The organism is Cryobacterium sp. TMB1-7, assembly GCF_004402435.1.
GTDB classification, from domain to species: Bacteria; Actinomycetota; Actinomycetes; order Actinomycetales; family Microbacteriaceae; genus Cryobacterium; species Cryobacterium zongtaii.
In genome coordinates this window covers 47678-68900 of the sequence record NZ_SOFZ01000025.1, presented here as the reverse complement: position 1 = coordinate 68900, position 21223 = coordinate 47678, and the positions used below count along the sequence as shown (strand labels likewise).

Here is a 21223-nt window from a genome sequence, read left to right as displayed (position 1 = left end):
CGCGGCTGTTCCGGGAATGGGGACCAAAGTCCCGTTTGACCGGGTGTAGCACCGTTTACACAGCCAGCTCCAAGCGTTGGGCGAGGTAGGGCGCCGTGCGGCTGTGCGGATGCGCCGCGACAGTCGCCGGAGTGCCCTCCGCCACGATGCGGCCGCCCGCGCTGCCGCCGGCCGGGCCCAGGTCGATGACCCAGTCGGCCGCGGCCACGACGCCCATGTCGTGCTCCACCACGACAACGGTGTTGCCCGCGTCGACGAGCCGGCCCAGCTGCGTCATCAGCAGCTCCACATCGGCCGGGTGCAACCCGGTGGTGGGCTCGTCGAGCAGATACAGGGTGTGGCCGCGACGGGCGCGCTGCAGCTCGGTGGCCAGCTTGATGCGCTGCGCCTCACCGCCGGAGAGCTCGGTGGCCGGCTGGCCGAGCCGCAGGTAGCCCAGGCCCACCTCGCGGAGGGTCGCCAGGCTGCGGGCGGCGCTGGGCACCTCGGCCAGGAAGTCGGCGGCCGCGTCGACGGTGAGTCCCAGCACGTCGGCGACGGACTTGCCGTTGTAGAGCACCGCAAGGGTCTCGGCGTTGTAGCGGGAGCCGCCGCAGGTCGGGCAGGGTGCGTAGCTGCCGGGCAGGAAGAGCAGCTCCACGGCCACGAAGCCCTCGCCCTGGCAGGTGTCGCAGCGGCCGCCGGCCACGTTGAAGGAGAACCGACCGGCGCCGAAGCCGGCGGCCTTCGCCGCATCCGTCGCCGCGAAGGTGGATCGCACGGCGTCGAACAGGCCCGTGTAGGTGGCCAGGTTGGAGCGCGGGGTGCGGCCGATGGGCTTCTGGTCCACGCGCACCAGACGGTCGATGGCCCCGGCACCGGTCACCGTGTCGACGACGGTGCTGGCACGGTCCGCACCGGTCTCGTCGTCATCGGCGTCCTGGGCGGCCTGCTGGTCGGCCGCGCCGTCTCCGGCAACGCTGGCGGCGGGCCCGGCGTCGACCGGGCCTTGGCGCAGTTCCCGGCCTACGGCATCCGCCAGCACCCGGCTGACCAGGGTGGACTTGCCCGACCCCGAGACACCGGTGACGGCGGTCAGCACGCCGAGCGGCACCTTCACGTCGAGGTCGACGAGGTTGTGCCGGGTGACGCCGGTCAGGCCCAGCCAGGCGGCCGGCTCACGGTGCGCCGGCGCCGCCGAGTCGCCCATGGAGGGGAACAGGTAGCGGCGGGTGACGGAGGTCTCGACCTCGGCCAGCCCCGGCACCGGGCCGCTGTAGAGCACCTCGCCGCCACCGTCGCCCGCGCGCGGGCCCACGTCGACGAGCCAGTCGGCGCGGCGCACGACGTCCATATTGTGTTCGACCACGAAGACCGAGTTGCCGGATGCCTTGAGCTGTTCGAGCACCACCAGCAGCGGTTCCGCGTCGGCCGGGTGCAGCCCCGCGGAGGGTTCGTCGAGCACGTAGATCACACCGAACAGGCCGCTGCGGAGCTGGGTGGCGATGCGCAGCCGCTGCATCTCGCCGGGGGAGAGGGTGGGGGTGGCCCGGTTCAGGCTGAGGTAGCCCAGGCCCAGGTCGATGAGCACCTCGAGGCGGCGCACCAGGTCGCCGGCCACGGTGACGGCCACCTCGGTGACCTCGCCGGACTGCGCGGAGCGGTGCGACCCGGTGGCCCCGGTGAGCTCGGCGGTGGGCCGCAGCACCTCGGCGAGGTCGCTGAGGGTGAGGGCGTTGAGTTCGTTGATCGGCCGGCCGGCAAAATGAACCTCGAGGGCCTCGGCGCGCAGGCCGCTGCCGCCGCAGAGTCGGCACGGGCCGGTCTCCACGAACGCGAGCACCCGCTGGCGCATCTGGGCGCTCTTCGAATCGGCCAGCGTGTGCATCACGTAGCTCTTCGCGCTCCAGAACCGGCCCTTGTACGGCTTGGCCACCCTGTCTCGCTGCGGGGTGACCTCCACGACGGGCTGCTCCTCGGTATAGAGGAGCCAATCGCGCGACTCGCGGCTGAGCTGTGACCACGGCACGTCGATGTCGTGGCCCAGCACCCCGGTGATGTCGCGCAGGTTCTTGCCCTGCCACGCGCCGGGCCAGGCTGCGATGGCACCGTCGCGGATGCTCAGGCTCGCGTCGGGCACCAGGAGGGGTTCGGTGACGGTGTGCGAGATGCCCAGGCCGTGGCACTCCGGGCAGGCGCCGGTGGCCGTGTTGGGCGAGAAGGCGTCGGAGTCCAAGCGCAGGTCCGACCCGGCAGGGTAGGTGCCGGCGCGGGAGTAGAGCATCCGCATCGAGTTGGACAGGGTGGTGACGGTGCCCACGCTGGAGCGGGAGCTGGGCGAGCCGCGGCGCTGCTGGAGGGCCACGGCCGGCGGCAGCCCGGTGATGAGGTCAACGTGCGGGGTGTGACCCTGCTGGATCAGGCGGCGTGCGTACGGCGCGACGGACTCGAAGAACCGGCGCTGGGCCTCGGCAAAGATGGTGCCGAACACCAGGGACGACTTGCCCGAGCCGGAGACTCCGGTGAAGGCGACGATGGCGTCGCGGGGGATGTCGACGTTGACGTCTTGCAGGTTGTTCTCTCTGGCACCACGCACACGCACGAAGCCGTCAGCGCCTGGGTGGGCGGCGAGGTCCGCCGGAAGGGGCGGAGAAATGGGTGCCGAAGAAGTCAAGGGAGAGTGAGGCATTCGATCGACTCTAGTTCGGCCCCCTGACACTCGACCCTGCTCGGCACGCGTATCGTGGAGAAGTTGATCCCCGAAAGGCTCTTTCCGATGCGCCGCACCATGTTCAAGTCCAAGATCCACCGTGCCACCGTGACGCACTCCGCCCTGCACTACGTGGGGTCGCTGACCGTCGACCTCGACCTGCTCGACGCGGCCGACCTGCTGCCCGGCGAGCTGGTGAGCATCGTGAACGTCAACAACGGCGCCCGCTTCGAGACCTACCTGATCGCCGGGGAGCGCGGCAGCGGTGTGATCGGCGTCAATGGCGCGGCAGCACGGATGGCGCACGAGGGCGACCTGGTCATCATCATCTCCTACGCCCAGATGGGCACGAAGAAGGCCAGGGTCTACCAGCCCACCGTCGTGCACGTGGATGCGCAGAACGCGATCATCTCGGTCGGCACCGACCCGGCCGCTGCCGACGGCGATGACGACCTGGAGCGCCCGCCCCACGCTCTCTGAGCTTCGCTGCCTGTCGGGCGCCGAGGAGAATCATGGCACCCGGATCGGATGGCTGAGAACGTGTGAAAAAGTTCTCCACAGCCGTGGGTTCCACCACACAAACGTTCGATATTGAGCTATTCTCATCGCATGGTCACCATCGTAGCTGTCTCCGAACCCGGTTCCGCGCCGGATGGCACGGCGCCGACGGCTCCGCTGCCGGGGTCGTTGATCGCCGCGCTAGAAGCGGTGGAGCACCTCGGGGCGTGCAGCGCCGACTACGACGCGCTCTCCGACGCGGAGCTGATCGCCGGCCAGAGAGACCTGGCCAAGTTGCGTGGCTTGGTGGAGACCCGATCGGTATGGCTGGCGAAGACCCTCGCGCACCGTTCCCGCCGGGAGCTGGGCCAGCAGGGCCTGGCAGCACGGCAGGGGTTTCTGTCGCCGGCGGACCTGATCCAGACCCTCACCGGCTCTACCCGGGCCGACGCCCGCAAACTCGTTGACGTGGGCACGATGCTCAGCGAGACAGAGACGGCCCAGGCGGTGCGGGACGCCGAGGCCAACGACCGGGGGCAACAGGACGGCCGCGACGACGTCGACGGCGGTGATGTGGCCGCCGTTCCCGGCGCTGAGCCTGTCCCGCTGCCCTGGTACAGCGCCATTTCCGATGCCGTGGCTGCCGGAACCCTCTCGGTCGCCGCGGCGCACGCGATCCGCGCGGGCCTGGGCACGATCGACGTCGTCATCACCGCCGAAGTCCTCGGTGATGCGGTGCAGAAGCTCCTCACAGAAGCGAAGACAACCACCGTAGACGACCTCCTCAAACGCTCCCGCAGGATGCGGGACACCCTCGATGAGGCCGGCATCGCGAAACGCGAACAGAAGGCATGGGACGACCGGTACCTGCGGATCTGGACCGGTGACTCCGGCCAGGTCCACCTCAACGGCCAATTCCCGCCTGAGCAGGGCGCGTTCATTCTCTCCGTCTGCGACAGTGCCGCCGGTCCCCGCCGCGGCGGCGTGAGATTCGTCGACCCGGACCGGGCCGCCTGGGCCAAGGCGATACAGGATGACCCGCGCAGCACCGACCAGTTAACCGCCGACACCTTCGTCGAGCTCCTCAGGGCCGGTAGCACCGTCAACCCGCACCGAATGCTCGGCGGTCGCAGCCCGGCGGTTCGGATCCTCACTCCCGCGCCCACCCCGGCGCCCACCCCGGTGCCAGCCGGGGACGGGGAGGCCGAAGCAGCGACTCCCTCACCCGCACCAGCAGGCGAACTCGCGCCGGCAGTCGACCCCGCCGAGGTTCTCGTTGCGATTCCCGACGGCAGCGGCCACGGCTTCATCGAGGGTAATCCCGCACCCGTGTGCCAGCAGAGCGTCGACAGGATCATCTGCACCAGTGGCACCGTCGAGATCACCTTCGACGACGACGGCCAACCCCTCAACCTCGGCCGCGAAGAACGCATCTTCACCGCAGCGCAACGCATCGCCCTGGCTGCCCGCGATGGCGGCTGCCGATGGGGCGACTGCGACAGGCCACCCTCGCGAACCGAGGCGCATCATCTCGAGGAATGGGTCCGCGATCACGGCGCCACAGACATCCGCGTCGGCATCCTGCTCTGCCCCCCACACCACCGGCTGCTCCACGCCCAGGGCTGGCAAATCTTCGAGAACCGGGGCGTCTATTGGCTGCGGCCCCCGGCCATTGTTGATCCCGGGCAGTCGCTCATCAGGCTGAACCGTAAGAGCCCCATCGCTCCGGAAGGCCTACACCCGGACCGGGCCGACAGGCACTGATATGGCAGCGACGATCACGGTGACGGCAGCATCCGCCGATCGTGAGAGACGTCGCGAGCCGGAGGCGGGAGGGCTAGTGGCCGCCGTCGACGAGCTTCAGGCCGATGACGCAGCCGACGAGGCCCAGGATGAGCAGGATTTTGATGAGCGACGCCGGTTCGCCGCCGAAGATCATCGCGTAGAGCACGGTCAGCGCCGCGCCGATCCCCACCCAGACGGCGTAAGCGGTGCCGATCGGGATGGTGCGCATCGCGAACGCGAGGCCGGCCATGCTCAAAACCAGGCCGGCACCGAAGATCACGGTGGGCCAGAGCTTGGTGAAGCCGACGGACTTGCCGAGGGCCGTCGCCCAGACGGCTTCGAGAACACCGGACACGATCAAAATGGTCCACGACATGAGAACTCCTATGGCCAGTCTTGTCGCGTGCCGGGTACTGATCCGTCGTCCGGAACCGCGGTGAGCGGTCTCCCAGAAGACTAGCCCGGCGGCCTGTGCAGACACTGGGCAGGCCGCCGGGGACACTTAGGCTGCGGCGATGATGTCCACGACGAAGACGAGAGTGTCTGTTTCGCTGATGCCGGCCGTCTCGTTACCGCCCTCATAACCCAGCTCGCCCGGCGGGATGACAATGACCACCTGGGAGCCGACGGTCTGTCCGACCAGGCCCTGGGTGAAGCCGGTGATCAACCCGGAGACCGGGAACGACGTGGGGCCGACACCCCAGCTCTGGTCGAACACCTTGCCGGTGTCCCAGATGGCGCCGGTGTACTGCACGGTCACCGTGGAGGTCTCCGTGACGGCCGCGCCGTCACCCTTCTTGAGCACCTCGACCGCGAGGTCGGTGGGCGGGTCGCTCTTGGGCATGGTCACGGCGGGCGCGCCGTCATCGGCGAGCTTCACGGTGGGGAAGCCGTCCGTGGGCTCCTGGTCTTCCCCGGTGGCGCGGGTGGGCAGCTTTTCCTTGATGTCGATCACGAAGAGCAGCTGGTCGGTGGCGGCCACACCCAGGTCGGTGTTGCCGGTCTCGCCGAAGCCGTCGGCCGGCGGGAAGACCACGGCCACCCTGTCGCCCACGTTGGAGCAGGCCACACCCTTGAGGATGCCCGGGATGACGCCCTGGCCGTTGACGACGTTCACGGTGAGGCCGGCGGCGTCGCCGAAGCCGCCGGCGGTGAGCTTGGCGCCGGTGGTGGCGTTGTACGCGGCGTAGGAGATCGCCACGGAATCACCCTCCTCGATGGCGTCTCCGGTGCCCTCCGTGATGACGGTGCGTTCGGTCGCTTTCGTGGCCAGAGGGGCCTCGAAGGTCACGGTCGGTTCGGCTGCGGCATCACCGGCGACGGTGACGGCATCCGACGTCGCACCCGGATCGGTGCATGCGACCGGGGCCGTCGTGGCCGACGGTGTCGGCGACGACGCGGGTGACGCCGCGCAGCCGGTCAGGGCGACGGCGGCGACCGCCGTCAGGGTGAGGAAAGTGGGAAGTGTACGCACGCAGGTGTCTCCAGTCAGATTCGGGCCTCGACCAGTCTGGTCCCCGCACCTATGTATGTGCTGAATCGGTGTGCTCCCAGCCGGCTCACAGACCCGCCGATTCGGGACCTTCGTCCCCTGACGGGGGGAAGTGCGGAGATCTAAACTGATTATTCGGCCCCGGGAATTCGTCAGGCCGAGCAGGTCGATGGTGACCGAAACCCACCGACAGTGGCGCCACGCTCATCACGGCAACCTCCTGATTGACGCCCTGCCCCACCCATCGAACGCCGCTCGATGTGGTGACAGCACGTCAAGAGAAAGAGCAATTCGTGTCCGACCAAAAGTCGACCTCAGTAAACGCCGTCAGCATGGACCGCTGGGAGAGCCTCAAGCGCGAGTACTTCTGGCGCACCCACCGCAACGTGCCCGCCGCCGCCCCGGCCGCCACGGTAGCCGACCCCAACGCGGAGTAGCCCGAAGCCCGGCCGTTTGCCGGCACCGGCGACGGGACCTTGGTCCGGGGTTATCCGCTGGTAGCGCGATATGATGAATTCATGGAACCGCTGAATGACGACCCGACCGGCACCTTCACGGATGCGAACCGTCCGCTGTATGAGGTGAAGGCCAACCTGTTCAAGGGGTTGGCGCATCCGGTTCGGGTGCGGGTGCTCGAGGTGCTCGCCCACGCCGACACCGACCTGTCGGTCTCCGACCTGCTCGCCGACACCGGCCTGGAGGCCTCGCACCTCTCCCAGCACCTGTCGGTGCTGCGCCGGCACAACCTGGTGGTGGCTGAGCGCCGCGGCAGCCTGGTCTTCTACGGCCTGGCCTACCCGCAGGTCGCCGATCTGCTCGCGGTGGCCCGGCAGCTGCTCGTCGAGATTCTCGAGACCACCCAGCAGCGCCTGATCAGCACGGTCGGCCGGCCCCGGCTCGGGTCGACGGATGCGGCGTCCAACGCCGCCGTGTCCAGTGACGCGGTGTCCCGGTGAGTGTGATCACCGTCGCCGCCGGCAGGACCGGCCGTTACCTGCGCGCGCTGTTGCCCAGCTGGCAGGATTACCGCGATGTGAAGCGCACCTGGCGCGGCGACATCGTGGCCGGCCTCACCGTGGGCATCATTGCGCTGCCGCTGGCCCTGGCCTTCGGGGTCAGCTCCGGCGCCGGCGCCGAGAGCGGCCTGATCACCGCCATCGTGGCCGGTGTCATCGCCGCGGTGTTCGGCGGCTCCAACATCCAGGTCTCCGGCCCCACCGGCGCCATGGTCGTGGTGCTCGGTCCGGTCGTGGCCGCCCACGGCGTCGGCGTTGTCGCGGTGCTCAGCCTCATGGCGGGCCTCATCGTGATCATTGCCGGCGCCCTCAAGCTCGGCCGAGCGGTGACCTTCATCCCGTGGCCGGTGATCGAGGGGTTCACCCTGGGCATCGCCGTCATCATCTTCCTGCAACAGGTGCCCGCCGCGATCGGTTCCAAGGCCGGGCCGAGCAGCAATGCCTTCGTGGCCGCCGTACAGTCCTTCCAGACCGTCGACTGGTCCACCGTGATCGTCCCTGTGGCCATGGTGCTCATGGTGGCCGCGATCATGCTGCTGGCTCCCCTGGTGCACAAGAAGCTGCCGGGGTCGATCGTGGCCATCATCGTGGTGACCGTTGTCGCCAACCTCGCCAACCTGCCGCTGGCCCGCATCGGCGAGCTGCCCAGCTCGCTGCCGGCGCCCGCGCTGCCGCAGCTTGATGCCGGCCTGCTGAGCTCCCTGGTCGGCCCCGCCCTCACCATCGCGGCGCTCGCCGCGATCGAGTCCCTGCTCTCTGCGCGGGTGGCCGTCACGCTGTCCGACACCGGCCCGTACGACGCCGACCGCGAGCTCGTGGGCCAGGGCCTGGCCTCGATCGCCTCCGGCTTCTTCGGCGGCATGCCGGCCACCGGCGCGATCGCCCGCACGGCGGTCAACATCCGCTCGGGCGGCCGCACCCGGCTGGCGGCGATCGTGCACTCGATCGTGCTCGTCGGCGTGGTCTACCTCGCCACCGGGGTGGTCTCGCAGATCCCGCTCGCCGCGCTCTCCGGGGTGCTCATGGTGACCGCGGCCCGGATGATCTCGATCGCCACCGTGCGAAGCATCATCGGCTCCACGGGGTCGGATGCCACGGTGTTCGTCATCACCGCCCTGGTGACGGTATCGGTCGACCTCATCGTGGCCGTGGGCATCGGCATCGCCGTCGCCGCGTTCTTCGCGCTGCGGGCGGTGTCGGCCTCCAGCGGCGTGCACCGGGAGGAACTGCCCGGCACCCCTGTTCCCGGCGACGAGCGCATCGCGCTGTTCAGGCTCGATGGCGCCCTGTTCTTCGGTGCGGCCGAGCGGATGCTCGAACGGGTCAACCAGACCAGCCACATCACCGTGGTGATCATCCGGATGTCGCAACTGCAGATCCTCGACGCCACCGGCGCCCGGGTGATCACCGAGATGATCCAGGCGCTCGAGCGGCGCGGCATCACGGTGCTCGTCAAGGGCATCCAGCCGCGGCACCTCAAACTCGTCACCCGGGTGGGCGTGATCACGTCGCTGCGGCACCGCAACCACCTCTTCATCGACCTTGACGCCGCGATCGAACACGCCCGCAGCCACGTCACCCGGGCCGCCACGGCCGGCGGCGCGGATGCCGGCGACTACGGCTGGACCAGCGCGATCCGGTTGCCCAGGGACTAGCGGGCCAGCGAAGCCAGCTCGGCGCGGGTGGAGGCGCCCACCTTGCGCAGCAGGTTGGCCACGTGGAACTTCACGGTGTTCTCGCTGATCAGCAGCTCGCCGGCGATGGCCTTATTGCGCGCGCCGGAGGCGACCAGCGCCAGCACCCCCTGCTCCCGCGGGCTCAACCCCCACTCGGTGGCGGGGGCCAGCGGGGCCGACGGTGGGTCCAACGGCAGCGACACCGTGAGCTCGGAGCCCCAGCCGGCGGTGGCCTGCACGCCGAAGGTGCCGCCGAGCGCGGCGACCCTGGCCGTGAGAGGGACGACGCCGGGGGAGTCCGTGCTGAGAACGCCCGCGCCGTCGTCGCGGATCTGGATCAGCAGGTTGCTGCCGTCGCAGTCCCACTGCACGCGTACCCGGCTTACCCCCGCCTGCTCCACCAGGGCCAGCACGGCGCCGCGCACGATGGCGCGGCCCGCGTGCGCGACCTCACCGGGCAGGGCTGGGCCGTTCGCCGGCGGCTCGACGAACTGCACGTCGAGGTCACCGAACCGCACCAAGGGCCTCAGATCGTCCCGCAGCCTGGCAAAGGCCGCCGCCACCGGTTCCTGGGCGAGTGAGCGGTCCCGGTCCGACACCGCGCGCAGGTTCACCATGGCGCTCGCGGCGAGATCGGTGGCGGTCTGACGGGCGGCCTCGGCGCTGACCGTGGGCGAGCGCAGCACCCCGAGCAGGGATTCGAGAGTGGTCGAATGGGCATCCGTGAGATCGGCGATGAGCTTGGCACGCTCGGCCGACGCGGGCCGCGAGTCGAGCAGGTGGGCGGGACTGGCCGCGGCCACCTGTTGGCGGATGCTCGTGGCCACGAGCTGCCACAACCGGCCGACGAGCGCGAGGGTCGCCTCGGGGTCGGCCGCGCCGGCCGGCGTGAGTTCGGGGTCGGCGAGCACCAGCAGGGCGCCGGTGGAAGCAGTCCAGGCCGTGATCGGGCGATCGGTGCCACCGAGCACGGCACGGCGGCCCCACGGGTCGGACGGTTCGCTGGTGAGCGAGCGGCGCACGGCGTCGAGCTCGACGAGGGTGACTTCGTCGATGATCGACGCCTCGCCGGCCGTCTTCCGCGGTCGGCCGGTGCAGTCGTCTGTGCAGTCGTCGGTGAGAATCAGCAGCGCGCTGTGCCCGATGAACGGCTCGAGAAGGGCCGAGAAGCCGCCGGCGACGTCGGGCGGGGAGCTCTTCACGACGCCGTGCAGGGCGTCGAGCAGTTCCATTGAGCGGGGGTTGGCGAGCGACTTCACCGCGTCAGCCTACCCGGATCTGGCCGTCCGGCCTGACTGCCCCTACCCATCCGGGTGGGCTCGTCATCTCCGCCCGGCCACGGATGGCCCCGCCGCGACTTGCACCGAATCGCCGCTCCGCCGCCCGCAGAGGGACCATTTGCGGCAAGTCAGCAACCCGCACTGTCACGACTTGCCGAAAAGTGCCCCATCACGACGCGTGAAGGGGCACTATTCGGCAACTCGGAGCCGCGGGAAGGCGGCGACGGGTCAGCCGAGGAGGAGCTTGCCGAGCTGGTCGGTGGAGTGCACCACGGCGGTGGCCAGGGCGGCCTCCGCGGGGGAGCCGTAGCCCCACTCGACGAGGATGGTGGGAACGCCGTTCGCGTTGGCGCCCTCGGCGTCATAGATGCGGTCGCCGACCATGACGACGGCGGAGGTGTCGACACCGACGGCGGCGAAGCGCACTAGGGCCTCTTCGACGATGTCGGCCTTGTTGCTGCGGGTCTCGTTCTCGGTGGCGCCCACCATGACGGTGAAGTACTGGGCCAGCTCGAAGTGCGTAAGGATCGCGATCGCGGTGTGCTCGGGCTTGCTGGTGGCCAAGCCGAGCGGGATGCCGGACTCGTGGATGCGCTCGAGCAGGCCGGCGACGCCCGGGTACACGGCGGTGTCCAGCGACGCGGGGCCCTGGTAGTCGGCGCGGTACACGGCCAGGGCTTCCTGGGCCTCGTCGGGCGTCATGCCGGCGTACTCGCCGAACGCGGCCAGCAGCGGCGGGCCGACGTACTTCATCAGCTCGGTGTCGGAGGGAACCGGGCGGCCGAGCAGAGCGAAGGTGCGCGCCAACGAGTTCGTGATTGCCGGGGCGGAATCCGTGATGGTTCCGTCGAGGTCGAAGAGGATGGCGCTCCAGGTGCGCGTCAGAGTGGGGTTCACTCGCAATATCCTAGGGCCGGAGGGGGCAAACCCTTGCATGCGAGGTGGATACAAGGTAGGCGCGCGACCCCGCGGTCGGCCGCATCGCTGCTGCCGGCGAACGGATGCCGCCGGGTCGTGCCTCTCTCCGAGAACCCGGCCAACTCTGCCCGCGCGGGGAACAGTTGCGGCGGCGGGGCCGGTCAGGCCGAGGGGATGACCGAAGCGTCGAGGCCGGAGACCCGCAACGTGGCGCGCGGCGCTGACCGCTCGATGAGCACGGCGTTGGCTCCGTCGACGTTCTCGGCCCAGTCCCGGGCGGCCCCGGGGCTGCGTCCGTGCCGCTGGTGCCGCGCCACCAGGCGCTGCAGACGCTCGGCGCCCGGGGTCTCGCAGAACCACACCTCAGCGGCCAGACCGGGCACCAGGTTCCAGGGTTCCCGGTCCACGAGCAGGTAGTTGCCCTCGACGATCACGATGCGGGTGCCCGGTTCCACAACCAGGGCGCCCGCCACCCCCTCGTCGACCGCACGGTCGAAGCTCGGGGCGTAGACCGGGTGGTCGGTCTCGGCCCTGAGCCGTCGCAGCAGCGCCACGAAGCCCCAGCCGTCGAAGGTGTCGATGGCGCCCTTGCGGTCGTGCCGGCCGAGCCTGTCGAGGGTGGCATTGGCCAGGTGGAAGCCGTCCATCGGCAGGTGCACGGCAAAGGGAACGGCGGCAGTCGCCCCGGTCGCCGGGCCGGCCGCCGCAGCCGCATCCACCCCGGCAAGCTCGGTGAGGCGCCGCGCCAGCCGCTCGGCCAGGGTGGTCTTGCCCGCGCCGGGGCTGCCGGCGATGCCCACAACGATGCGGCCATCGATGGGCAGCAGGCCGAGCACCCGCCGGGCGAGCAGGTCGAGCGGGGCGGTGTCGCCGGCCGCCTCGGAGGACAAGGCAGCGGACCGGTCAGGCACGGGAGCCTAGAAGAGCTTGGACGCGGTGTCGTCGAGCCCGCGCATGGCGTCGTAGTCGAGCACCAGGCAGCGGATGCCGCGGTCCTCGGCCAGCGTGCGCGCCTGCGGCTTGATCTGCTGCGCGGCGAACACGCCCACCACGGGCGCCAGGTGCGGGTCGCGGTTCATCAGCTCGAGGTAGCGGGTGAGCTGCTCGACGCCGTCGATGTCGCCGCGGCGCTTGAGTTCCACGGCCACCGAGGCGCCCTGGGCATCCCTGGCCAGGATGTCGACGGGGCCGATCGCCGTCATGTACTCGCGGCGCACGAGGGTGTGGCCGTCGCCGAGCAGGTGGATGTGCTCGGCGAGGAGCTTCTGCAGGTGCGCCTCGACGCCGTCCTTGATCAGGCCCGGGTCGATGCCGAGCTCGTGGGCGGAGTCGTGCTCCACTTCGTAGAGGCTCACGATGAGCTGGTCGGCGGTCTTGGCGTGCGTCACGGTCCACAGCTCGGTGATCCCGGCCTCGGCCTGCAGCTCGTCGGGCGCCGAGACGGCCAGGCTGCACGGCGGGCTCATCCAGTTGAGCGGCTTGTACGAGCCGCCGTCCGAGTGCACGAGCAGGCTGCCGTCGGACTTGAGCATGAGCAGGCGGGTGGCCAGCGGCAAATGCGCGCTGAGCCGTCCGGCGTAGTCAACTGAACATCTTGCTATTACGAGGCGCACTGAACGAGCTTAACCGGCGGCGGCGGTCTGCGCGCGCTCGCGGGCCGCCGGGGCGGCCAGCCCGGCGAGGGCCATGAGCACGACGATCACGAACAGGGCGTTCAGGATGCCCCACTGCTCGCCGATCAGGCCCAACACCGGTGGCCCGACCAGAAAGGCGAAATAGCCGATCATGGCTACGGCGCTCACCCGGGCGGCCGCGTTGGCGGTGTCATCCGCGGCGGCCGACATGCCCACCGGGAAGCCGAGCGAGGCGCCGAGGCCCCACAGCACGGTGCCGACGATGAGCAGCCAGATGGCCGGCGCCAGGATCACCAGCAGCAGGCCGGCCACGCCGAGAACCGAGCAGGCCCGCAGCACCGGAACCCGGCCGAACCTGTCCAGCACCGGGCCGCCGAGCACCCGGCCCACCGTCATCGCCGAGACGAACACCCCGAAGACCAGCGCCCCGATGGCGTCGCTCTGGCCGTGCCCGTCGACCACGGCCAGGGCCAGCCAGTCGCTGGCCGATCCCTCGGCGAAGGTCATGCCCAGCACGATCACCCCGATCAGCAGGATGCTCGGGTCGCGCCACACCGCGAGGCTGGTGCGCATCCGTTCGACCCAGTTCGGCCGCACGACGGTGTGCGCGGCGGACTGGTCTGCGGGGTCGCCGAGGGCCGGGCGGAGCGGCACGAACCGGACCGCGATCGCGGCGGCGGCCAGCGCGAGGGCGGCGACGAGGCTGAGGTGCCAGACCACCGACACGGCGAGGGCGGCGGCCCCGGCGCCGAGCAGCGCCCCGGCCACGGTGCCCAGGCTGAAGCAGGCGTGCAGCAACGGCATCAGGGTGATGCCGAGTTCGCGTTCGACCGCTGCCCCCTCGACGTTCATCATGACGTCGGTGGAACCCATGCCGAAGCCCACCAGGGCGAGGGCGGTGAACGCGATCGGCGACGACCCCCACACCGTGGCCGCGGCACCCACCAGGACCAGACCTGCCGAGGAGGTGGCGATGCTGATCACCAGGGCCCGGCGGGCGCCGAACGCCGACAGCAGCCAGACGGCCGCGACGAGTCCGAGAATGGATCCGGCGGAGAGCCCGAAGATCAGCAGGCCCACCTGGTCGGTGCGGAGCGCCAGGTCGTCGCGCACGGTGGGGATCCGGGACACCCACGACGCCAGCCCGAGCCCGCTCACAAAAAACAGCATGAAGATGGCGTTCCGCCAGCGGGTGAGTTCGCGCCGTCCGCGAGTCTTCGTCATTCCACCCACGCTACCGCCCCCGCGAACTGTGAGCTGAGCCCCGGAAATCGAGAGATCCCGGGGCTTTTCTCAACAGTTCGCGGACCGGTCAGGCGCCCAGGCGCACCCAGCGGGTGCCTCGGGCGCGAACGGACAGGGTCACCGCTCTGGCGCCGAGGAAACCGAAGACGAACGCGGCCATCAGCCAAGCCAGCCCCGCGGCACCGGCGGGAGCGAAGAGCAGCACCAGGCCGGCCAGCGGGACGAAGGCGGCCAGGTTGACCAGGCCCGTGATCGCGAGATAGCGGGCGTCGCCGGCACCGATCAGCACCCCGTCGAGTACAAAGACCAGGCCGCCCAGCGGCACGGACAGGCCGAGCACCACGAGGGTCGGCGGCAGCAGCGCGGTGACCTCAGCGGCGTTGGTGAATACCCCGCCGAGCACCCCGCTGGTGGCCACCACGACCAGACCGAGCAGCACGCCGCCGCCGATGCCCCACTCCAGGCAGCGCCGCAGCACCTGGCGCACCTGCTGCAGGTCGCCGGCGCCGAGACCCCGGCCCACCAGGGCCTGCGCGGCGATGGCGAGGGCGTCGAGGGCGAAGGCCAGCGTGGCGAACACGGTCATCGCGATCTGGAACGCCGCGAGCTCGGGGGAGCCGAGGCTGGTGGCCACAAACACCGCCAACAGCATGGCGGCGCGGAGGCTCGCGGTGCGCAGGAACAACCAGCCGCCGCTGGTGGCCCCGCGGAGCAGCCCCGCACGGTGCGGTCGGAGCGGCGCACGCTCGCGGCGGGCGTGCCGCACGACGATGACCAGATACACGGCCACCATGCCCCACTGGGCGAGCACCGTGCCCAGCGCCGACCCGATCAGGCCCAGGCCCAGGCCGTAGATGAACCACAGATTGAGCAGGATGTTGGTCAGGAAGCCGAGCCCGGCGACCCAGAGCGGGGTGCGGGTGTCCTGCAGGCCGCGCAGCAGTCCGGTCGCGGCGAAGACCAGCAGCATCGCGGGCACACCCAGCATCGACAGGGCCAGATAGTCGGCGGCGGCGCGGGTCACCTCGGGGTCGGCACCGAACGCGGCCACCAGCGCGGGGGCCGCGAACCAGCCGGCCACGGCGAGCACGGCGCCGAGGCCGAGCGCAAGCCACAGGCCATCCACCCCTACCGAGACCGCACGGCGCCGGTCGCCGACACCGAGCCAGCGGGCCACGGCGGGGGTGGTGCTGTACGCGAGGAACACCATCAGCCCGATGATGGTCTGCAGCACCGCGCTGGCCAGGCCGAGACCGGCCAGTGGCACCGCGCCGAGGTGGCCGACCATGGCCGAGTCGGACAGCAGGAACAGGGGCTCGGCGATGAGGGCGCCGAGGGCAGGCAGGGCCAGCCGGCGGATCTCACGGTCGATGGGTTGCGGGCGTAGAAGTTCGATGCTTCGACTCTAGTTATCCGCACCGACGGGGGAGGACGCCGACCAAGGTTCGGGCGTAGTCTCACGGCTATGAGCCCCGTTGTTCTGACGCGTGACCTCACCAAGCGGTTCGGCCGGGTGCAGGCCCTCGCCGGCCTCGACCTGTCGGTGGCCGAGGGGGAGGTGCACGGTTTCGTCGGCCCGAACGGCGCGGGCAAATCCACCACCATCCGCATCCTGCTCGGCCTGATGCGCGCCGGCGGCGGCTCGGCCAGCGTGCTCGGCGGTGATCCCTGGGTGGATGCCTCCGCGCTGCATCGCCGCATCGCCTACGTCCCCGGTGACGTGAGCCTGTGGCCCAACCTCTCCGGCGGCGAGGCCATCGACCTGCTCGCCCGGCTGCGCGGGGCCCGCACCGCCGATCCGACTTACCAGGCGCGGCGCCGGCAGTTACTGGAGCGCTTCCAGCTCGACCCGACCAAGAAGGGCCGCACCTACTCGACGGGCAACCGGCAGAAGGTGGCCCTCGTCGCGGCGCTCGCCGTGCCCGCCGACCTGCTCATCCTCGACGAACCCACCTCGGGCCTTGACCCGCTGATGGATGCCGTTTTCAGGGCCGAGATCGTCGCCGCGGCCGCCGACGGCGCCACGGTGTTGCTCTCCAGCCACATCCTCAGCGAGGTCGAGCGCCTCTGCGACCGGGTGAGCATCATCCGCTCCGGCCGGATCATCGAGACCGGCACCCTGGCCGAGCTGCGCCACCTCACCCGCACCGAGGTGGCCTTCGCCGCCGCCGCGCTCACGGATGCCCAACTTGCCGGCCTCGCCGCACGGCTGCCGGGCGCGCGTGACCTCTCGGTCGGTGACGACAGGGTGAGCTTCACAGTGGACGCCCAGGCGCTGCCCGGGATGTTACCGGTACTCGCCGAGCTGCGGGTGCAGGCGCTCACCGTGGCGCCGCCCACCCTGGAGAGCCTGTTCCTGCGCCACTACGATGACGCGTCGGCGGCCCCGAACGGGCCGGAGAACGTCGATTCAGACCCGGCCGGCGCCCACTCTCCGCAGCACCGGCACCGGCGATGACGGCCTCGGCAGCCCCGGCACGCCAGGCCGCCCCGACGTACGTGCGAGCAGCGGTGCCCACCCTGTGGCCGATGCTGCGGCTGCGGCTGCGACGGGACCGCGTGCAACTGCCGATCTGGCTTCTCTCGCTCGCGGCTATCGCGTTGCTCGCCGGTATCGCCGTGCCCGCCAGTTTCGGCACCCTCGCCGACCGGGAAGCTCTCGTGCAGATCGCCGTGGGCACGCCGAGCATCCTGATGCTCCGCGGCGAACCGAGGGGCCCCACCACCGACGCGTTGCTGTTCTTCAGCATGTTCGCCAACCTCGCCGCCGCCGTGGCGTTCATGAGCACGTTCCTCGCGGTGCGGCACAGCCGCGCAGAGGAGGAGGCCGGCCGCAGCGAGCTGATCGGCGCCACCGTGGCCGGCCGGGTGGTGCCGCTGTTGGCCACGGTCCTGTTCGGCGTCGTCGCGAGTCTGGCCGCGGGCGCCGCGGTGGCGCTGGCCCTGGTCATCGCCGGGCTCGACCCGCTCGGCTCGCTCGTCACGGGCGCCGCTCTGGCCGGTACCGGCGTCGCGTTTCTCGGTGTGGGGGTGGTGGCCGCGCAGCTGATGCGCACCTCCCGGGGTGCGAACGGACTGGCGGCCGCGGTGGTCGGTCTGGCCTATGTGCTGCGCGCCGCCGGCGACGCGGGCGGCACCCCGTCCGCCGACGGCCTGAGCCTGACGAGCGCCTGGCCGAGCTGGCTGTCCCCGATCGGCTGGGGCCAGCGCACCCGTGCGTTCACCGAGAACAACCCGGCACCGCTGCTGCTGTCGGTCGCCCTCGCCGGCCTGCTCGTGGCCGTTGCCGTACTGCTGCAGTCCCGCCGCGACACCGGCTCGAGCGTCTTCGCCGAGCGGGCCGGCCGACCGGCGGCCGGCTGGCTGCTGCACGGCTCGCTGGGACTGGCCTGGCGGCTGCACTGGCCGGCTATTCTCGGCTGGGCCATCACCGGGCTGCTGTTCGGGCTGCTGGCGGGCAGCCTCGGCGAGACCGTGGTCGAGCTGATGGAGGGGAACCCGGTCTTCCAGAATGTGCTGGTGGGCCTGGCCGGTGGCCGGGGCGCGATCATCGACCTGTTCACCGCGACCCTGTTCAGCCTGGTCGGGGTGCTGGCCACGGCCGCCGCGATCCAGGCGATGCTCCGGGCGCGTCAGGAGGAGGCCGCCGGGGTGGCCGAGGCCATGCTCAGCACGAGCCTCGGCCGCATCCGCTGGCTGTTCGACTACCTCATCGTCGGCCTGGCCGGGATCGTGCTGGTGCTCGCGGCCGCCGTGGCCGGTGCGGCGGCCGGGCTCCTCCGCTCCGCGAACGCCGGCGACCGCATCGACAGCGTGCTGGCGGCCGGTGCCGCCCAGCTACCGGCGGCGCTGCTGCTGCTCAGCGTCGCCGCGGTGCTCGTGGCGCTGCTGCCGCGCCTGAGTATCGGCCTGAGCTGGGGCCTGTTGCTCGCCGCGGTGGTCGTGGGTCAGTTCGGCGACCTGCTCGACCTGCCCCAGTGGCTGCGCGACCTCTCACCGTTCAGCCACACGCCTATCGTGGCGGCCGCGGAGGTGGACTGGAGCGGGGCCTGGTGGATGCCGGCGCTGGCCGTGCCGCTGGCGGCCGTGGCGGCCGTGGGCATCCGTCGCCGCGACCTCGCGCTGTGAGGCGGTGCTGGCCAGCGCGCTACTGGGGGTGCGGAGGAGCGGTGTCGCGCACGCGCTCTGCCGACTGCCCGGGCGCCGGATCCGCGCCGTAGATGCTGCGGTCCGCAGACCGACGGTTCCGGCCCCCGAGCCAATCCGTGAGGTAGATCTTCGGCAGGATCTTCGCCACAGCGAGCACAACATAGATGACTGTGTTGATTCCGACGAATGCTGAAAAGATCGCGAAGAAGTGCGTGGTCACGGCCGAATCGGGCAATAGGATGCCGGTGGGCGAGAGCAACGGGAGCAGCGCTGGCACCGGCATCAGACGGCCCTCACCGTGAGGGTCGGGGTGTTCGCGTGTTCCCAGTTGGCCTGCCGGCCGAGGGTGATGTCGATGATGCCCTTGACGTAGACTACGTTCAGGAACAAGTCGAAGCAGAGTTCGGGGAGCACCGTGAGCGCGAGCAACCGGGCCCGCCAGCCGCCCTCCCACACGGTGACCACGCGTTCGGCAACGAAAATCGTGCCGAGGCCGAGCCAGAACGGGAACCACACCCAGGTGCTGACGGCGAGCAGGGTGACCAGAATCAGGGTCAGGAACGAGGTCAGGGCGATGACGCTGTAGCCGATGCCGAGCTGTTGCGCCCAGTAGCGAAGCGTGGCCGGGGTTAGCCCGTACGCGCCGATGTTCTCCAGGGCGCCGCGTTGCCAGCGCAGGCGCTGCTGCCAGAGGGCGGGCAGGGTCGGCATCAGCTCTGTGACCACTGTGCATTGTGCCGGGGAGGTGATCAGTGCGCCGAGCGATTTCAGTGCGATGGTGAGTTCGTTGTCCTCGGTGAGCGCGTGGGTGTCGTAGACATCGCCGTGCACGCCCGGCAGGGTGACGCCGCGGTTCTGGGCGACGGAACGCAACGCGAGGGGTCGAAACATCGAAGCCGTGCCGGTGAGCACGAAGACACGGCCGCGCCGTCGGGCGAGTTCCCGGGAGTAACGCACGTACTCATTTCGCTGGAGCAGTCCGATCAGGCCGAACCCGGGCTCACCGTAGAAGAGGCCCCCGACCGCCATCAGGGCGCGATCGCTCGTGAAACGGGCGACGGCCTCGGCGAGGAACCCGTCGTCGAGCGCGGTGTCCGCGTCCATGACCATGACCACGTCGTTGTCGAGTAGTCCGGGGAGCACCCGGCTGAGGGCCTGGTTCAGGGCGCCGGCCTTCTTCTTCCTGTTGTCCACGGATTCGAAGACCTCTACGCCGTGCGCGCGGGCGATGGCGACGGTGTCGTCCGTGCAGTTGTCGGCGACGACGATCACCCGCTCCGGCCTGTGCGACTGGGCGAAGAGCGAGGCCAGGGTCACCGGCAGCGAGAGCTCCTCGTTGTGCGCGGGGATCAGCACGGTCACCGTCACGGGTTTCGCGAAAACGCCGCCACTTTTGGCCATCACGATTTTCGGCGCCAGCGGGTTACGGCTCGAATTCGAGGACCGGCGGGATCTGTTCGTCGCCCGGCGTTCGAGCAGGGCGATGCCGGCGGCGAAGAGCACAGCGAGGGCGATGGCCCCCAGGATCGCCCAGAGCGCCGGCCGGCTCGGATCGTACAAGACCGGGAGCACGCCGAAGATCAGGTACCGGAAGGGGGCTGCATCGGGCGTCGGACTCCCCGCTGCGACGGCGAGCCACAGCAGCGCCGCCGCACTCATGGCCAGACCCGCGATGACGAGGCCGACCGATCGTCCCAGTGTCCGTGTCCGTGCCCGCATATACCAGATCGTATCGGGTCGGCCCGTCGGCGGCCCGGTCGTCCGGGCGCCGGCGAGACGACTTACGGCAGGATGACGAGCTTGCCGCGCGCGCCGGCCTCGAAGTCGTCGAATGCCTCGGCAACATCGGCGAGGGCGTAGCTGCCCTGAACGGTCACGGAGGTGCGGCCGGCGGCGAGGCTCTCGGCCAGGCGGGTCAGCACCTCGGGGGTGGGGTCGGCGAGGATCGGGACCACGGTGACGGTGTCGGTGCCGAGCTGGTCGGGCGAGCCGATCAGGGTGGAGACCAGGCGACCGCCGGCTCGCAGCGCCGGCAGCACGGTGGCCGCGTCACCGGCGAAGTGCAGTACTACGTCGACACCGTCGGGGTGGGCGGCGAGCACGGCCTCGCTGAGGTTCTGGGTGTGGTCAACAACCTCGCTGGCGCCGAGCAGGCGCACCTGGGCGATGCCGAGGGCGGTGCGGGCGGTGGCGATCACGGTGGCGCCGGCCGCGGCGGCGAGCTGCAGCGCCTGGTTGCCGACACCGCCGGTGGCGCCGACGACCAGCACGGTGCTGCCGGCGCTGAGCTCGGCGGCATCCACGGCGGCCTGCGCCGCCGTACCGGCCAGCCCGAGGGCGGCGCCGCGGGCGAAGTCGACCTGCTCGGGCAGCTTCGCCAGGCCCGTCGCGACGGGGACAACCACGAACTCGCCGAACGAACCGTCGCCCAGGTGGGCCTTGGTGACGACGCCGAAGACCCGGTCGCCCACGGCGTATGCGGTGACGTCGTCGCCGACGGCATCCACGATCCCCGCGAAGTCCTTGCCCAGCACCACCGGGAACCGGTGCTCCATCAGGCCATTGAGGTAGCCGGCGGCCACGGCCAGGTCGAACCCGTTGACGGATGCCGCGTGCACGCGCACGCGGACCTCTCCCGCAGACGGCTGAGGGGTGTCGATCTCGGTCAGTTCGAGGGCGGAGCCGAACTCGGGCAGGGTGATGACGCGCATGGGGATCTCCTGGGTCGAGGGCGACCCGTGTGGAGCGCCGTTGTCCTTATGCTCCCATGCCGCCGCATCGCCCACCACGGCCCATGGTCCCACGCCCGCTACATCCCCCACCATTTCACGGTGAGGTTTA

The 21223-nt window shown here is 70.6% G+C and carries 19 protein-coding genes and 1 riboswitch; of the genes, 7 read left to right on the top strand and 12 right to left on the bottom strand.

From position 1 onward, the window contains the following. Positions 1-55: 55 nt before the first annotated feature. Positions 56-2668: an excinuclease ABC subunit UvrA gene (locus E3O60_RS11550; RefSeq protein WP_134498138.1), complete on the bottom strand. Its 2613-nt coding sequence runs from the start codon at positions 2666-2668 to the stop codon at positions 56-58. 87 nt (positions 2669-2755) lie between these two features. Here E3O60_RS11550 and panD point away from each other — a divergent pair, with 87 nt between their 5' ends. Both panD and E3O60_RS11540 read left to right on the top strand, forming a co-directional pair. Continuing rightward, positions 2756-3169, top strand: a complete 414-nt coding sequence (panD, locus tag E3O60_RS11545; protein ID WP_088454831.1) for an aspartate 1-decarboxylase — start codon at positions 2756-2758, stop codon at positions 3167-3169. 129 nt (positions 3170-3298) lie between these two features. Continuing rightward, positions 3299-4951, top strand: coding sequence for an HNH endonuclease signature motif containing protein (locus E3O60_RS11540; protein WP_134479603.1), 1653 nt, complete (start codon positions 3299-3301; stop codon positions 4949-4951). 73 nt (positions 4952-5024) lie between these two features. Here the strand turns inward: E3O60_RS11540 and E3O60_RS11535 are convergent, their stop codons facing one another. Beyond that, on the bottom strand, positions 5025-5348 hold the full coding sequence (locus E3O60_RS11535; RefSeq protein WP_134498136.1) for a multidrug efflux SMR transporter: 324 nt from the start codon (positions 5346-5348) through the stop codon (positions 5025-5027). Positions 5349-5357: 9 nt separating this feature from the next. Further along, positions 5358-5422, bottom strand: a riboswitch (guanidine-III (ykkC-III) riboswitch). Positions 5423-5474: 52 nt separating this feature from the next. Further along, on the bottom strand, positions 5475-6446 hold the full coding sequence (locus E3O60_RS11530) for an FKBP-type peptidyl-prolyl cis-trans isomerase (RefSeq protein ID WP_134498134.1): 972 nt from the start codon (positions 6444-6446) through the stop codon (positions 5475-5477). A gap of 311 nt (positions 6447-6757) precedes the next feature. On the opposite strand from E3O60_RS11530, the gene E3O60_RS18505 reads away from it, so the two are divergent. From E3O60_RS18505 to E3O60_RS11520, 3 genes are all read left to right on the top strand, one after another. Continuing rightward, positions 6758-6901 (top strand): hypothetical protein, encoded by a 144-nt coding sequence (locus E3O60_RS18505; RefSeq protein WP_158253860.1) that lies wholly within the window; start codon positions 6758-6760, stop codon positions 6899-6901. A gap of 81 nt (positions 6902-6982) precedes the next feature. Continuing rightward, positions 6983-7420, top strand: a complete 438-nt coding sequence (locus E3O60_RS11525; RefSeq protein ID WP_088454834.1) for a metalloregulator ArsR/SmtB family transcription factor — start codon at positions 6983-6985, stop codon at positions 7418-7420. Beyond that, complete coding sequence (locus tag E3O60_RS11520; protein ID WP_241980163.1) at positions 7417-9135, top strand: SulP family inorganic anion transporter; 1719 nt, start codon at positions 7417-7419, stop codon at positions 9133-9135. The genes E3O60_RS11525 and E3O60_RS11520 overlap by 4 nt, the downstream gene beginning before the upstream one ends. Here the strand turns inward: E3O60_RS11520 and E3O60_RS11515 are convergent. The 6 genes from E3O60_RS11515 to E3O60_RS11490 form a co-directional block, all read right to left on the bottom strand. Then, entirely contained in the window at positions 9132-10415 is a 1284-nt protein-coding gene (locus tag E3O60_RS11515; RefSeq protein WP_240632320.1) for a LuxR C-terminal-related transcriptional regulator, read from the bottom strand. The genes E3O60_RS11520 and E3O60_RS11515 overlap by 4 nt on opposite strands. A 249-nt stretch (positions 10416-10664) precedes the next feature. Beyond that, positions 10665-11333: an HAD hydrolase-like protein gene (locus E3O60_RS11510; RefSeq protein ID WP_240632321.1), complete on the bottom strand. Its 669-nt coding sequence runs from the start codon at positions 11331-11333 to the stop codon at positions 10665-10667. 182 nt (positions 11334-11515) lie between these two features. Next, complete coding sequence (locus E3O60_RS11505) at positions 11516-12265, bottom strand: nucleoside/nucleotide kinase family protein (RefSeq protein ID WP_241993250.1); 750 nt, start codon at positions 12263-12265, stop codon at positions 11516-11518. A gap of 6 nt (positions 12266-12271) precedes the next feature. Beyond that, positions 12272-12967 carry an endonuclease NucS gene (nucS, locus tag E3O60_RS11500; protein ID WP_103429862.1) on the bottom strand — a complete coding sequence of 232 codons (696 nt, stop codon included), beginning with the start codon at positions 12965-12967 and terminating at the stop codon, positions 12272-12274. 9 nt (positions 12968-12976) lie between these two features. Beyond that, positions 12977-14212: an MFS transporter gene (locus E3O60_RS11495; protein WP_088454839.1), complete on the bottom strand. Its 1236-nt coding sequence runs from the start codon at positions 14210-14212 to the stop codon at positions 12977-12979. 88 nt (positions 14213-14300) lie between these two features. Further along, positions 14301-15629, bottom strand: coding sequence for an MATE family efflux transporter (locus tag E3O60_RS11490; protein WP_255455317.1), 1329 nt, complete (start codon positions 15627-15629; stop codon positions 14301-14303). Positions 15630-15698: 69 nt separating this feature from the next. Between E3O60_RS11490 and E3O60_RS11485 the strand changes: the two genes are divergently transcribed. Continuing rightward, entirely contained in the window at positions 15699-16691 is a 993-nt protein-coding gene (locus E3O60_RS11485) for an ABC transporter ATP-binding protein (RefSeq protein WP_134479600.1), read from the top strand. Continuing rightward, positions 16688-18361 carry an ABC transporter permease gene (locus E3O60_RS11480; RefSeq protein ID WP_134498130.1) on the top strand — a complete coding sequence of 558 codons (1674 nt, stop codon included), beginning with the start codon at positions 16688-16690 and terminating at the stop codon, positions 18359-18361. The genes E3O60_RS11485 and E3O60_RS11480 overlap by 4 nt, the downstream gene beginning before the upstream one ends. 19 nt (positions 18362-18380) lie before the next feature. On the opposite strand, the gene E3O60_RS11475 is transcribed toward E3O60_RS11480, so the two are convergent. The 3 genes from E3O60_RS11475 to E3O60_RS11465 all read right to left on the bottom strand — a co-directional run bounded on the left by E3O60_RS11475 (position 18381) and on the right by E3O60_RS11465 (position 21093). After that, positions 18381-18665, bottom strand: a complete 285-nt coding sequence (locus tag E3O60_RS11475; protein WP_088454843.1) for a hypothetical protein — start codon at positions 18663-18665, stop codon at positions 18381-18383. Next, complete coding sequence (locus E3O60_RS11470) at positions 18665-20101, bottom strand: glycosyltransferase (RefSeq protein WP_134498128.1); 1437 nt, start codon at positions 20099-20101, stop codon at positions 18665-18667. The genes E3O60_RS11475 and E3O60_RS11470 overlap by 1 nt, the downstream gene beginning before the upstream one ends. Before the next feature lie 62 nt (positions 20102-20163). Beyond that, positions 20164-21093 (bottom strand): NADP-dependent oxidoreductase, encoded by a 930-nt coding sequence (locus E3O60_RS11465; RefSeq protein WP_088454845.1) that lies wholly within the window; start codon positions 21091-21093, stop codon positions 20164-20166. Positions 21094-21223: the final 130 nt, after the last annotated feature.

What these genes read in the sequence shown, in the direction of transcription:
- E3O60_RS11470 (WP_134498128.1), bottom strand. Translation starts at nt 20,101, where the DNA reads ATGCGGGCACGGACACGGACACTGGGACGATCGGTCGGCCTCGTCATC.
- E3O60_RS11480 (WP_134498130.1), top strand. Translation starts at nt 16,688, where the DNA reads ATGACGGCCTCGGCAGCCCCGGCACGCCAGGCCGCCCCGACGTACGTG.
- E3O60_RS11465 (WP_088454845.1), bottom strand. Translation starts at nt 21,093, where the DNA reads ATGCGCGTCATCACCCTGCCCGAGTTCGGCTCCGCCCTCGAACTGACC.
- E3O60_RS11540 (WP_134479603.1), top strand. Translation starts at nt 3,299, where the DNA reads ATGGTCACCATCGTAGCTGTCTCCGAACCCGGTTCCGCGCCGGATGGC.
- E3O60_RS11495 (WP_088454839.1), bottom strand. Translation starts at nt 14,212, where the DNA reads ATGACGAAGACTCGCGGACGGCGCGAACTCACCCGCTGGCGGAACGCC.
- E3O60_RS11550 (WP_134498138.1), bottom strand. Translation starts at nt 2,668, where the DNA reads ATGCCTCACTCTCCCTTGACTTCTTCGGCACCCATTTCTCCGCCCCTT.
- E3O60_RS11525 (WP_088454834.1), top strand. Translation starts at nt 6,983, where the DNA reads ATGGAACCGCTGAATGACGACCCGACCGGCACCTTCACGGATGCGAAC.
- E3O60_RS11535 (WP_134498136.1), bottom strand. Translation starts at nt 5,348, where the DNA reads ATGTCGTGGACCATTTTGATCGTGTCCGGTGTTCTCGAAGCCGTCTGG.
- E3O60_RS11485 (WP_134479600.1), top strand. Translation starts at nt 15,699, where the DNA reads ATGAGCCCCGTTGTTCTGACGCGTGACCTCACCAAGCGGTTCGGCCGG.
- panD (WP_088454831.1), top strand. Translation starts at nt 2,756, where the DNA reads ATGCGCCGCACCATGTTCAAGTCCAAGATCCACCGTGCCACCGTGACG.
- E3O60_RS11475 (WP_088454843.1), bottom strand. Translation starts at nt 18,665, where the DNA reads ATGCCGGTGCCAGCGCTGCTCCCGTTGCTCTCGCCCACCGGCATCCTA.